Origin of the sequence: Dactylosporangium salmoneum (assembly GCF_039532525.1) — a bacterium.
GTDB classification, from domain to species: Bacteria; Actinomycetota; Actinomycetes; order Mycobacteriales; family Micromonosporaceae; genus Dactylosporangium; species Dactylosporangium salmoneum.
Window position 1 is genome coordinate 318,619 of record NZ_BAAARV010000046.1, and the last position, 12,665, is coordinate 331,283.

Annotated in this window: 9 protein-coding genes; 7 read left to right on the top strand and 2 right to left on the bottom strand. The window is 70.0% G+C overall.

Annotation, left to right across the window (positions count from 1 at the left end; all coding sequences use genetic code 11):
- Positions 1–346 precede the first annotated feature (346 nt).
- The 7 genes from ABD352_RS27460 (at position 347) to ABD352_RS27490 (ending at position 6,431) form a co-directional block, all read left to right on the top strand.
- Positions 347–886 (top strand): RNA polymerase sigma factor, encoded by a 540-nt coding sequence (locus ABD352_RS27460; protein WP_344615373.1) that lies wholly within the window; start codon positions 347–349, stop codon positions 884–886.
- Positions 883–1,686: a cupin domain-containing protein gene (locus ABD352_RS27465; RefSeq protein ID WP_344615374.1), complete on the top strand. Its 804-nt coding sequence runs from the start codon at positions 883–885 to the stop codon at positions 1,684–1,686. Before ABD352_RS27460 ends, ABD352_RS27465 begins: the two co-directional genes overlap by 4 nt.
- 34 nt (positions 1,687–1,720) lie before the next feature.
- Complete coding sequence (locus ABD352_RS27470; RefSeq protein ID WP_344615375.1) at positions 1,721–2,521, top strand: ABC transporter ATP-binding protein; 801 nt, start codon at positions 1,721–1,723, stop codon at positions 2,519–2,521.
- Positions 2,518–3,840, top strand: a complete 1,323-nt coding sequence (locus ABD352_RS27475) for a hypothetical protein (RefSeq protein WP_344615376.1) — start codon at positions 2,518–2,520, stop codon at positions 3,838–3,840. Before ABD352_RS27470 ends, ABD352_RS27475 begins: the two co-directional genes overlap by 4 nt.
- Positions 3,841–3,914: 74 nt before the next feature.
- A complete protein-coding gene (locus ABD352_RS27480; RefSeq protein WP_344615423.1) occupies positions 3,915–4,436 on the top strand; it encodes a hypothetical protein in 522 nt (173 codons plus the stop codon).
- A 225-nt stretch (positions 4,437–4,661) separates the two neighbouring features.
- Entirely contained in the window at positions 4,662–6,047 is a 1,386-nt protein-coding gene (locus ABD352_RS27485; RefSeq protein WP_344615377.1) for a carbohydrate-binding protein, read from the top strand.
- A gap of 24 nt (positions 6,048–6,071) precedes the next feature.
- Positions 6,072–6,431 (top strand): carbohydrate-binding protein, encoded by a 360-nt coding sequence (locus ABD352_RS27490; RefSeq protein WP_344615378.1) that lies wholly within the window; start codon positions 6,072–6,074, stop codon positions 6,429–6,431.
- Between the two features lie 524 nt (positions 6,432–6,955).
- Here ABD352_RS27490 and ABD352_RS27495 read toward each other — a convergent pair.
- Both ABD352_RS27495 and ABD352_RS27500 read right to left on the bottom strand, forming a co-directional pair.
- Positions 6,956–9,433, bottom strand: coding sequence for a PQQ-dependent sugar dehydrogenase (locus ABD352_RS27495; RefSeq protein ID WP_344615379.1), 2,478 nt, complete (start codon positions 9,431–9,433; stop codon positions 6,956–6,958).
- 18 nt (positions 9,434–9,451) lie between these two features.
- Positions 9,452–12,553 (bottom strand): glycosyl hydrolase 2 galactose-binding domain-containing protein, encoded by a 3,102-nt coding sequence (locus tag ABD352_RS27500; protein WP_344615380.1) that lies wholly within the window; start codon positions 12,551–12,553, stop codon positions 9,452–9,454.
- Between the last annotated feature and the right edge of the window lie 112 nt (positions 12,554–12,665).

Below are 12,665 nucleotides of genomic sequence, written 5' to 3' on the forward strand. Positions count from 1 at the left end.
CCGCCGCAGGACGCCCGCCCATCGGGCGACCGTGGCCGGGGCTGACCTCATTCGCCGCATCTGGCGGCCCGAGTGCCACCAGCTTGGTGCAGCCAGCCACGGGAGCCGCCAGGGGCAACGGCTCTCAAAGTCGCCGACATCAATTATGACCAACCGCCGACCCGCTGGCTCCAAACAGGCCGACAAACGGATCCCGTTCAAGCGGACCGAATCACGCGATCCTGGGGTCGGACTCGCCAGTGCTGAATCGACCCCGTAGCCGTTCGCCGCCGGCTGTGACGCGGGTCACGCTCGGTGATGCACCAGATCGGGTGGGGTGGTCGTCTTGCCTGGTGTGGGACGAGGTTTGGACGCGGTTGACGAGGCGGAGCTCGTGCGCCGTACGGCGGCGGGCGACCGGCGGGCCTTCGACGAGTTGTATCGGCGTACGTCGCCGTGGCTCGCGGTGCGGCTGCGCCGGCGGTGCGCTGACGACGACGTGGTCGCTGACGTGATGCAGGAGACCTATCTCGCGGTCTGGCGGGCGGCCGGGAGTTTCGCCGGCACCGCCACCTCGGGCAGCGCGGTCGGCTGGCTCTGGACGATCGCCGCCAACCGGCTGGTCGACGCGTTCCGGAGGCGGGCCCGGCAGCCGCAGGTGTCGGCCGTGCCGCTCGCCGAGGCGGTTGTTCCGGCGGCCGAGGACGAGGTGATGGCTGGCCGGGTTGGCCAGGACCTCGAGCGGGCGCTGCTGGCGCTGCCGCCCGAGATGCGTGAGGTGTTGCGCGCCATGGCGCTGGACGGGCTCAGCGCCCGCGAGACGGCTGTGCTGCTCGGCGTGCCGGAGAACACGGTGAGGTCCCGCGCGCGGCGGGCCCGGATCGCCCTGCGGGAGGCGCTGTCATGACCATGCACCCGAGCTCCGCTGCGATTGCGGAGTATGCCGCCGGCGGCCGAGGTTTGGACGAGGCCGCTGTCTGGTCGGTCGAGATTCACCTGGAGGAATGCGCGCAGTGCCGCGCCCGGCTGGCCGGCCGTGCGGACGGGGACACCCTCGTCCTGCTCGACCGGGTTGCTGCCGGACTGGACCGGGAGATCGCCGCCGGGCCCGCCCCGGCCCGGCGTGCCCGCCGCTGGGCGGCGCCGCGGCGCCGCTGGCTGATCGTCGCGCTGGTGCCGTGGGCGACCATGACGGTCGCGGTGCTGCTCTGTGCGGCGGGGCTGAACCGGCTGCTGCCCGATCTGCCGTCGCTGGTGCTGCTGCTCGCCCCGGTCGCTCCGCTGCCCGCGGTGGCGGCCGCCTGGAGCCGTCGCCTCGACCCGGCCGGGGAACTGATCTCCAGTACCCCCGCGGCCGGCCTGACGATGTTGCTGCGGCGCACGCTGGGGGTCCTCGCCGTGATCGTTCCGGTGCTCGCCCTGGTCGGCGCCGGTACCGGGACGTCGCTGGCGCTGATGCTGCTGCCGTGCTTGGCGTTCACCGCCGGCACCCTCGCGGTCGGCGCGCTGATCGGCGTGCCACGCGCCGCCGCCGGCCTCGGCACGCTGTGGGTGCTGGCCGCGGTCGTGCCGACCTTGATCACTGAGGACCTGCCGGTCGTGCTACGGCCCGGCAGCGCCGCCGTCTGGGCGCTGGCCACCGCGGTGCTGGCCGGCGTCATGGCGAGCCGCGCCAACGACTTCCGCCGGCTGACCAGCCACTCCTGAGCGTTCCCGAGTTCCTGCTACGAAAGGCATCACCATGCGTATGGTGCGCGCGGCCGAGACGGCCCCCACCACCTATCCCTGGATCGTGCACGCCGACGGCCTGCAGGTGAAGGCCGGAACCCACCTGGCCGTCGACGGACTCGACCTGGCCCTCGGCACCGGCGTGCACGCCCTGCTCGGCCCCAACGGCGCCGGCAAGACCACGCTGATGCGCGCCCTGGCCACCGTGGTGAAACCGGTCGCCGGCACGTTGACCGTGCTCGGCGCGCCTGTCCACGGCCGCGCCGAACTGCGGCGGGTGCGCCGCGCTCTGGGCTATCTGCCGCAGCAGTTCGGGTTCTACCCGCGATTCACCGTGCGCGAGTTCGTGGAATACATGGCCTGGCTCAAGGAGATGCCCAGGTCCGAGGTGCCGGCCGCGGTGCAGCGGGCGATCGACCGGGTCGGGCTTACGGCCAAGGCCGATACGCGAATGAAGACGCTGTCCGGCGGCATGCTGCGCCGGGCCGGCATCGCCCAGGCGATCGTGAACGACCCGGAACTGCTGCTGCTCGACGAGCCCACCGTCGGCCTCGACCCCGAGCAGCGCCTGGACTTCCGTGAACTGCTGCGCGACCTCGGTACGGACGGCTGCGTCCTGGTCTCCACCCACCTGGTCGAGGACGTGGTGGCCGCATGCACCGACGTCGTCCTGCTCAATGAGGGGCGGCTGGTACACCGGGGCACCACCGCCTCGCTGATCGCCGAGGGCGGTTCCAGCGACGCCGGGGACAGCCCGGCCGAGCGGGGCTATTCCGCTCTGCTGCGCCGGCACCGGGCGGAGGCGGGCCGATGAGCCGCATACTGCGCATCGAACTGCGCCGCTCCGCCGCCCTCTGGGCCGGCCTGATCCTGCTGCTTGCCGGTGTGGTCATGTGTTATGTCGCCCCGCAACGCTGGTCGTCCGGCTGGATGGCGCTGGCCATGATCGAGCGGGAGTACCTCGTACTGATGGCGCCGCTGGCGCTGGCGGCCGGAGCGTGGCAGGGCCGCCGGGAATCCCGGGCCGGCCTGGCCGAACTCGTCGAGAGCACACCCCGGCCACGCCTGCAGCGGGTCCTGCCGGTCCTCGGCGCGCTCGGCCTCGCAGTGATCGGCGGCTACCTGGCGGTCCTAGCAGTGACCACGCCGTGGATCGCCGGCACCGCCCGGTATCTGCCCGCGGCGGCATTCGCCGTGGTGACCGTCGGCGCACTCACCGTGGCCGTGGCGGCCTGGCTGGGCATCGCGGTCGGTCGCCTGTGGCCGTCGATCGCCGCCGGTCCGGTGCTCGCGTGCGCCGGCATCGGCTGGCTGATGGGGTTCCCGGCGGCACTCCGCGGTCAGCAGTGGCTGGGCATGCTGTTCTCCCCGATGTACGGAATGAGCCAGTTCAGCGACTACGAGACGGTGTCCGGCCGGCTCACCGTCGCCCAGACGGTGTGGCTGGTGGCGCTTGTTGTCGCCGTGTACGTCCTGCACGGGGTCGAGGACCGCCGGGCGCGGATGGCGGCGTCGCTGCCGCTGGTGCTCGGCGTGGCCGTGGCGGTCACGGTGGTGCCGCACGACCGCTCCGTCGCACATGCGATCGACCCGGTCGCGCGGGAACTCGTCTGCACGACCGACGCCCCGAAGGTCTGCGTTGCCCGGGTCCACTCTGCCCTGCTGCCCGAGGTCACGCCCCGGGCGCGGCAGGCGCTCGCCTTGCTTGCGAGGTTGCCGCAGCCGCCGGCCGAGGCGTACGAGGACACGGCCACCACCTGGGGTAGCGGTGCGCCCAAGCCGGGGCCCGATCCGGCCGGGGTCGCGCTGATGACCATCACGGTCGACGGCCGCGGCCACCTGGCCTTCCCGGACGACCTCGTGCCGCGGACCGTCGGCCGGGTGCTGGCCAACGTGGGCCGGTGCCCCGGCGGGCTGGACTCGCCGGTCCTGCGAGCGGCCACGTATTGGCTGGTCGGCACCGAACCACCGGACGAGCCCGGCGTCGACGACGAGCGGTGGAATGACCACGTCCGCCAGCTGTGGCAGGGGCTGCGGAGACTGCCCGAGGCGCGGGCGCTGGCCCGGGTCGCGGCAGTGCGCGAAGGCGCCCTGCGATGCGCCGACCTCGAGGGGATGCTGAGCGACACATGAGGTGGCTGACGCTCTATCTCCGGTCGCGCCGGGTTCCTGCGGCTCTGGCCGCAGCCGCCGCAGGCATTGCGGTGATGTGGGTGCTCGCCGCTGCCACCAGCGACAGCGCCCCAGGCCTCACGATGGTCGTCCTCACCGTCCTGCTGCTGACCGCGGCGCTCACCGCCACCCTGGGCGGCCCCGACGAGGAACTGGACCGGACCGCCGCACTGCCCTGGGCGCCGCGCCGGGCCGCCCATCTGCTCGCCGCCGTGACCGTGGTGGCCGGCCTGCCGTTGCTGACCCAGCTCACCCCAACCGGCTTCGGGCCGGCCGCGCTGGTGATCAGGGACGCTGCCGGCCTGCTCGGTCTGACCGCGCTGAGCGCGCCGCTGCTCGGCGCGGGCCGGGCCTGGTTCGCGCCGCTGGGCTGGACGCTCGCCGCGACGATCTACCCAGCAGCCGGGAACGTGCTCGGGCAGATTCTGACCTGGCAGTCCCAGGCGCCGGGGAACGTCCCGGCCGCGGCGACGGCCGCGACGCTGGCGTGCGGTGGACTGATCGCATACGCGATCGCCGGATCGGCCAGACACGCACGCGCCGAGACCGCCTTCTGAGCAGGTATTCGATCAGCATGCGAACCGCGCCGGGCGAGTCCCAGCCGCCGTCAGGCGCCTTGCCCTCCTCGCAACCGGGCCTCCATTGCTCAGCCCCGATGCAACAGGCTCGGCAGGCCGCGCGGCGATTGACGCACGTGAACGCTTGACACCACGTCCCGGGCGGTGGTCCCATCTCCTGACAACTGTCAGGCAACTTGCCTAACAGTTCCATTGGGAGGAACGATGCGACTGAACAGACTGCGCGTGGGCCTGACGGCGCTCGCGGTCGGCGTCGGGGCGACGCTCACGCCGCTCGCACTGCAGGTTCCGTCCGCCGAGGCCGCCACAACGGTCTACCAGGCGGAGAGCGCCACCGTCTCGCAGGGCGTGGTGGAGTCCAACCACGCCGGCTACACCGGCACCGGGTTCGTCAACTACGACAACGCCAGTGGCTCCTACGTGCAATGGACGGTGAACGCCGCAGCCGCCGGCACCGCCACCCTCACCGTGCGGTTCGCCAACGGCACCACCACCAACCGCCCGATGACCATCGCCGTCAACGGCACGACCGCCGCCTCGGGCGTGGCGTTCAACGGCACCGGCAACTGGGACACCTGGCAGGACGTCAACGTCAACGTCACGCTGAACGCGGGCGCCAACACCGTGCGGGCCACTGCCACGACCGCCAACGGCGGGCCCAACGTCGACAAGCTCACCGTCACCGACGGCGGCGGCTCGAGCGGGCCGAGCATGGCCGTCGCGCCGTACGAGTACTTCGGCTGGGGCAACCCGCAGAGCCCGACGTCGGTCATGTCAGCGACCGGTATCAAGTTCTTCACCCTGGCGTTCATGCTCTCCGACGGCGGGTGCAACCCGCTGTGGGACGGCTCCCGCCCGCTGACCGGCGGCGACGACCAGGCGAAGATCAACGCGATCCGCGGCGCGGGTGGCGACGTCATCGTCTCCTTCGGCGGCTGGAGCGGCAACAAGCTCGGCGAGAAGTGCACGTCGGCGTCGGCGCTGGCCGGCGCGTACCAGAAGGTCATCAACGCCTACAACCTCAAGGCCATCGACATCGACATCGAGGCGACCGAGTTCTCCAACGCCACGGTGCGGCAGCGGGTCATCAGCGCGCTGAAGACCGTCAAGGCGAACAACCCCGGCATCAAGACGTTCATCACGTTCGGCACGACGCCGACCGGGCCGGACTCCGCCGGCATTGACCTCATCAACAAGGGCGCGGCGACCGGACTCGACAACGACGGCTGGACCATCATGCCGTTCGATTTCGGCGGGCACACCGGCACGATGGGCGCGGCCTCGGTCAGCGCCGCCGACGGGCTGAAGAACGCCGTCAAGAGCGCCTACGGCTACAGCGACGCCGTGGCCTACACGAAGATCGGCATCTCGTCGATGAACGGCAAGACCGACGAGAGCGACGAGACCGTCACGATCGCCGATTTCCAGACCATCCTGTCGTACGCGCAGCAGCATCACCTGGCCCGCCTGACCTTCTGGTCGATCAACCGCGACCGGGCCTGCGGCAGCGGCAGCGACGCTGACTCGTGCAGCGGTGTGTCCCAGGCGGCCTACGCCTACACCAAGATTCTCGTCCAGTACACCGGCTGACCCGGGGCACACATAAAAGCACAGTTGAGACTGCGCCACATTGCGGTGCCGCTCGTGGTGCTCGGAGTGGTGGCGGCGCTGATGCCGCTCGCCGCCCCGGCAGCGGCGGCCACGACCCGCTACGAGGCGGAGTCGGCCACCATCTCGCAGGGCGTCGTGGAGTCCAACCACGCCGGTTACAGCGGCGCGATCTCCTCGGGCAGCGAGCCGGCGTTCTTCGCGCCGTTCGCGGTCGCCGCGCTGACCGACCCCGGCAGCCAGGCGTGGCTCGACGCGCTGTGGACCAAGATGCTCAACACCTCGTTCACCAGCAACGACTACTACTCGACGAGCATCCAGCTACAGGTGATGATCGTCGCCAGCGGGAACTTCTGGGTTCCCTGAGCCGGCCGTTACAACCGGGCCCGGCGTCCATTGCCGACGCCGGGCCCGGGGTCGTTCCAGGCTGGTCAGGCGCTACCGGATCGTCAGCCACGAACTCGTCGACCCGCGCACGTAGTACCCCGCCGACGCCGCCGTCGGGGAAAGTTCGGGACCAGCGTGAACGTGATGGTGCTGAAGGTGCCGACCGCTCACGCTGATCTGCGCCGGCAGCAGCGCTTCGCCGGCGCGCGCTTGTGGTGTCCACCCGCCGGCCCTGCTCGTGCTGCCGTATTGCGGCCATCCAGTCGAGCCCGTTGCGGCGATCGGCGAGCCGGTCGCCGCCGGCGCATAGGTGCAGCTGCCACCTCGGTCGGGTGTGCCTGTCCAGGAGCTCGTCGACGGGGCCCTCGTGGATGAGCCGGCCCTCGCGCAGGACGCCAACCGTGTCCGCCACATGCTGAAGGCCGGCGAGGATGTGGCACCTCGCCGGCAACTCGGGGGGAGCGGCGACCCGCCGCTCCCCCCGAGATCCCCACCTTGGCGGGTCAGGTCACCGTGACCCGCATGATCTGGTCGGAGCCGTTGGCGGCGCCGCCGTTGTTGTCGCAGTTGGTGGTGCTGAGCCAGAAGGCGTCGGCGCCCGGGACCTTGGTCACGGTGCGCAGCCGGCCGTAGGTGCCGACGTAGTAGGCGCTGGGGGTACCGGTGGACTCGCCGCTGAGGATCGGGATGCGCCAGAGGCGTTCGCCGCGCAGGGCGCCCATGTAGACCACGTCACGGACGATGGCGATGCCGCTGGGCGATGCCTGGTCGACGGACCACTGCCGCTTGGGGTTCTCCATGCCGGCGACGCTGCAGGTGCCCTCGCAGGTGGGCCAGCCGTAGTTGAGGCCGGGCTTGATCAGGTTGAGCTCGTCGTACAGGGAGTTGCCGAACTCGGCCTCCCACAGCCGGCCTTGCGAGTCCCAGGCGATACCCTGCGGGTTGCGGTGACCGTAGCTGTACACGAGCGTACCGAACGGGTTGCCCGGAGCCGGCGTGCCGTCGGTCTTCATCCGCAGGATCTTGCCGTTGAGCGAGTTCTTGTTCTGCGCGTTACTACCGGTCTGCGCATCGCCGGTAGTGGCGTAGAGATAGCCGTCCGGTCCGAACGCAAGCCGGCCACCGTTGTGGTAGCGGTTCTTGGCAATCCCCGTCACCAGCGTCGTGTAGCCGGACAACGAGCTGCCGTTGTACGTCATCCGCACGATCCGGTTGCCCTCGGCAGCGGTGTGCATGAAGTACACGAAGTGGTTGCTGGCCCAGTTCGGGTCGAACGCCACACCCAACAACCCACCCTCACCATCGGTGGTCACGACATTGGGCACCGTCCCGACCAAGGTCTTGCCGCCACCGGTGGTGTTGAGCTTGTACACGCGGAACTGCCCGCCGGCGACCTTGTCATCCCGCTCGGTCACCAGCGCCGACTGCCCGTCCGGCGCGAAATAGGTGCCCCAGGGGATCGTCCACCCGCCTGAGTACGTCGAGATGGCCGACGGCACCCCGCCGCTGCACGCGGGCGTGGTGAACGAGACCGTGTTGCTCTGCCCCGACACGTTGCCGGCCAGGTCCCGAGCCACCGCGTTCAACGTGTACGACGTGTTGCACGCAAGCGCGGTGACCGTGGTCGTGGTGGCGGGCGGGGTGCCGTTCACCGACGTCACCACCGTCGTGCCAACCCTGACGTCATAGGCCACGACACCCCGGTCGTCGGTGGAGGCAGTCCAGCTCAGCGTCACACTCCCCGACATCAGGTTGGAGTAGGTGAGGCCGGTCGGGGCGCTGGGCGCAGACACGTCCGTGCTCTGCGCGGTGGTGCAGATCGCCTGCGCGCTGGACAGCGACACGTTACCCGCCGCGTCGCGGGCGAATACCGACAACCGGTACTGCGTGTTGGGCGTCAGGCCGGCCAGCGTCTTGCTCGTAGCGGTCCCGGCCGACTGGGCCAGCAGGTTGCCGTCGTGATAGATGTCGTACCCCACCACGCTCACGTTGTCCGTCGAGGCACCCCACGACAGGCCGATGCTGTTCTCCGTGATGCCGGAACAGCTGGGCTGACCCGGCGTGGTCGGCGGCGTCGAGTCGGCCTGACCCGTCACCCGCAACCGATCCAGGTTCGGCCCGCCGCCGGTCGTGGTCGCCGTCGCCCGCACCTTGTTGCTGCCCGCGGCGAGCGTGACCGAGATGGTCTGCTCCGCCCACGTGTCCCAGTTCGCGGTCGCCCCGAACGCCAGATCCAGCTTCGCCGAATTGCCGTTGACGGTAATGTCCATCGGCCGGTTCACCGTCGTGCCGTTGGCGTACCGGAACGTCAGCTGAGCCGTGCCCGCGGTCGCCGTGGTGACCGTGAACTCCACATATGAGCCGGCCACGTTCGTGTAGTCCACGAAACCGCTACCGGTGTAGCCGGTGTGGTTGCTGGCGACCGTGCCCTGCGAGATCGCAGCGTCCTCGGCCTGGTAGTCGACGAACTGCGGCGCGACGCTGAAGTCGACGTAGTCCAGGTTGACGTTGCCCAGCGCGGTGGTCGCGGTGATCCGGATCTTGTTTGACCCGGCGTTCACGTTCGCCGTGACGGTCTTGTCGGCCCAGGTGTCCCAGTTGGTGGTCGGGTCGAACGCGGCGGCCGCGGCGACGACAGTGCCGTTGACGCTGATGTCGGCCGTGCGGTTGGCGGTGGTGCCGTTGGAGTACCGGATGACGAATGTGCCGGGGCCGGCGTTCGCGGCGGTGACGGTGCATTCCAGGTAGTTGCCGACCGCGTTGTCGCCGTTGGCGAACCCGGTGCCGCTGTAGTTGAGATGGTTGGCGTCCACCGTACCGGCGGACATGGTGCAGTTCTCCGCCTCGTACCGGGTCGACGCGGCCGACGCCGGAGCGGCCTGCAGCGCCACGGTGGTCAGCAGGCCCGCCATCAGCAGGCCCGCCACGGCCGTCGTGACGACCCTCGAGCGTCTCGTGCCCCTTTGCAACAGGCTTCTCATCGATGTCTCCTGAAATCGTCAGAGGATGGTGAGGTAATCGACATTCGGTCCGCCGTCGGCCGTCGTGGCGGTCGCGCGGATGGTGTTGATGCCGGCGGTCGCCGGTACGGTCACCGTCACGTCCTGCCAGGTGTCCCAGTTGGCGGTCGGGTTGAACGCGACGCCCGCCGCCACGACCGTGCCGTTGACCGTGATGTCCATCGGACGGTTCGTGGTGGTTCCGTTGGCGACCCGGAACGTCACCTTGGCGGTGCCCGCGGCCGGCATGCTCACCGACCACTCGACGAAGCTTCCGCTGACGTTGGTGTAGTCAACGAACCCGGTGCCCGAGTAGCCGAGGTGATTGGTCGCGACCGTGCCCTGCGAGATCGTCGCGTTCTCCGCCTCGTACCGCGCGAGCGAGCCGCCGCCTGCGGGTACGGTCTGCGTCGTCGTGTTCCACCCGGAGACCCTCACCGACGGCGTCGCGCCGAACAGGTCGCTCGTGCGGTACCTGGCGGTCAGGGTCTTCGATTCGCCCGGCCACAGGCTGATCTCGTTGTCGTCCCACTGGATCGGCAGCACGGGTTTGCCGGACGGATCAACCACGTGCGCGTCGAGGTAGAACGCCGGCGTCTTTCCGGTCGAGGTGTTCCTGAGCGTGACGGTGGTCGTCGTGGTGCCGCCCGCCTCGCTCGACGACGCCGTCGCCGACACCGGCGCCTGCGCCATGCTCGACAGGCCCTTGAGGTTGGCGTAGGCGGTGGTCGGCGCGTAGTACCAGTCGTTCTTCGCCCAGTCGACGCTGTCGGGCGCGGTCGACAGCCAGTAGACGTTGCGACTGACCTCGGCTCCGGCCGAGTCGAGCAGGACGAGCTTGGCGAGGTACGTGCTGGCGATGCCGCTGATGGGCGACGGTACGGTCAGCGCGGTCGCCCGCCCGCCGTCGCCCGGGACCGTCAGCGCAGCCGAGGTCTGGCCGAACACCTCGGTGCCGTCGGGGTTGTAGAGATTCACCTTGGCAACGAGGCCGCTCGCCGAGCCGTGCCGCTGGTTGACCACGACGACCGAGCGGCTGTCGTACGAGTACTGCACGTGCAGCGGCTCGTTGGCCTTCTTGGCGCCGTAGTAGGCGCCGTTCTGGTCAAGGTAGTAATCGAACAACTGCCAGTGCAGCGAGGTCCAGCCGCTGTTGAGCATCCAGTAGATGACGCCGTCGGCCGGGTTCGACGAGTCGGTGAAGTTGCGCCGGTACGCCTCGAACTGCGCTCGGACGTTCTCGTACTGGGTCAGCTGCGCCTTGCGCACGTAGTCGTCCAGGCTGACCGGCGCCCCGTACCGGCCGGTGATGGCGTTGTCGAAGATCTTCAGCGTGTTGAAGGTGCTCGACTGGGACCGGTGGTACTGCACGGCGGTGGGGCTCTGCCACAGCGTGGCCAACTCGGTGCTCGACATCATCCGTCTGAGGGTGTCCATCGTGGGCACGTCCGGCCCGGCACCGGTCTCGGAGTTGAAGCCCCATGCTCCGCCGCTGTCCGAGTGCGCCTTGTCGTACCAGTAGTTCGGCGGAATCCAGTCGTACGGCCCGGTCATCTTCATCCCGGACGAGCCGGTCAGCGGCGCCGAACTGTCCGACGCGGCAGCCACGACCGGGGTCGACCAGTCGGCCGCGGTCAGCGCGTCCACGTAGTTCTTCTCGATTGTCGCGTTGGGCGCGAAGTCGCTGCCGATGAGGAACGAGATGACGCTCGGATGGTCGCGCAGCCGGGCGGCCTCGGCGGCCATCGACGCCTTCGCGATCGGGTAGTCGCCGGAGGTCCAGGCATCGCCCGGCTCGCTGCCGTTGACCTGGCCCTCCCATTTATCGCAGCACTCCCAGCCCGGCAGCGTGAGGATGCCGTACCGGTCGGCCAGGTCGAAGAACTCGTCCGGCTCGATGTGTCCCTCGAGGCGGATCGTGTTGAGCCCGAGGTCGAGCGCGTAGCGCAGCTTGTCTTCGACGTACACGGGGTTCCATCGCAGGAACAGGTCGGGCGACCAGCCACCGCCGCGGATCTGCAACGGTCGCCCGTTGATGCTGTACCGGCGGTGGCCGCTCGCGTCCAGCGGCGCCTTGACGTCTCGCACGCCGAACCGGTCGTGCGCGGCGTCGGTGACCGTGCCGCCGACCGACGCGGTGAGGTTCAGGTCGTACAGCGGCTGACCGCCCATGCCGGCCGGCCACCACACCTGCGGGTTGGCGAGCGTCACCTGAGGGAAGGTGACCGTCTTCGTCTCGTGCGCGGCCAGGCTCACGGCCTGCGACAGCGAGGTGCCGGCGACACTGCCGGCCACCGTCGCGGTGACCGCGGCGGCGGCGTCGTTGCGGACGTCAACCTTGGCGGTCAGCGTCGCGCTGTCCAGCGCCGGCGTGCTGAGCTTGGTGACCACGTGCGCGTTGCGCAGCGCCACCGTGCCGGACCGGCGCAGCAGCACGTCGCGCACGATTCCCATGTTCTTGTCCGGCGGCGTCTGCACCCAGTCGATCCAGCCCATGGTGAGGTCCCGGTTGGGGTCGTTCGGGTACACCTTGACGGCGATGCTGTTGACGCCACTGTGGACGATCGCGGTCAGGTCCAGTTCGTGCTGGGTGTACGCGCCGGCGACGGTGCCGCTCGTGGCGACCTGGGTGCCGTTGACCCAGACGTCGGCCTTGGACAGCACCCCGCTCACGTTGACGAAGGTGTGCAGCCCGGTCTCCGCGCCGAGCGAGAAGTCCGCCCGATACCACCACGGCACGGTGAAGTCGGCCGTGGGTATCGACTTCATGTTGGTGGAGTAGAAGGGGTCGGGGTAGACGTTGTTGTACAGCAGGCCGGCGAGCACGGTCGAGCGCGCCGGCACCGCGAACCAGCCCGACGCCGCGTAGCCCGGCTGCGAGATGGTGCCCCCGTTGTCACTGGTCTTGCCGGACGACTGGATGACGAAGCCGGGGATCGCGGTCGACTCGCCGGGAGCCGCGGAGACTGGGACGGCCGCGGGCGGTGCGGCCGCCGCCGGGCGGGCTGAGGCCGTCGCGGTGCCAGGGCCGCCCAGCGCGACCAGCGTGGCCGCGCCGACGAGCAGGCGCCACGGGACTCGGGTACGGATTTTGCGCAGCATGAAGCCTCCCGGGTGATGGGCGGTCTACGTGCACGGGTGTGGACGGCTCGGGGCGGCGGGCCGACCGGCCACGCCCCCGAACTGTTAAAGACTCTTACTATTTAATGGCTCT

Bases quoted from the DNA above. Each gene is read 5' to 3' on its own strand.
- ABD352_RS27465 (WP_344615374.1), top strand. From the start codon at position 883: ATGACCATGCACCCGAGCTCCGCTGCGATTGCGGAGTATGCCGCCGGC.
- ABD352_RS27470 (WP_344615375.1), top strand. From the start codon at position 1,721: ATGCGTATGGTGCGCGCGGCCGAGACGGCCCCCACCACCTATCCCTGG.
- ABD352_RS27475 (WP_344615376.1), top strand. From the start codon at position 2,518: ATGAGCCGCATACTGCGCATCGAACTGCGCCGCTCCGCCGCCCTCTGG.
- ABD352_RS27480 (WP_344615423.1), top strand. From the start codon at position 3,915: ATGTGGGTGCTCGCCGCTGCCACCAGCGACAGCGCCCCAGGCCTCACG.
- ABD352_RS27485 (WP_344615377.1), top strand. From the start codon at position 4,662: ATGCGACTGAACAGACTGCGCGTGGGCCTGACGGCGCTCGCGGTCGGC.
- ABD352_RS27495 (WP_344615379.1), bottom strand. From the start codon at position 9,433: ATGAGAAGCCTGTTGCAAAGGGGCACGAGACGCTCGAGGGTCGTCACG.
- ABD352_RS27500 (WP_344615380.1), bottom strand. From the start codon at position 12,553: ATGCTGCGCAAAATCCGTACCCGAGTCCCGTGGCGCCTGCTCGTCGGC.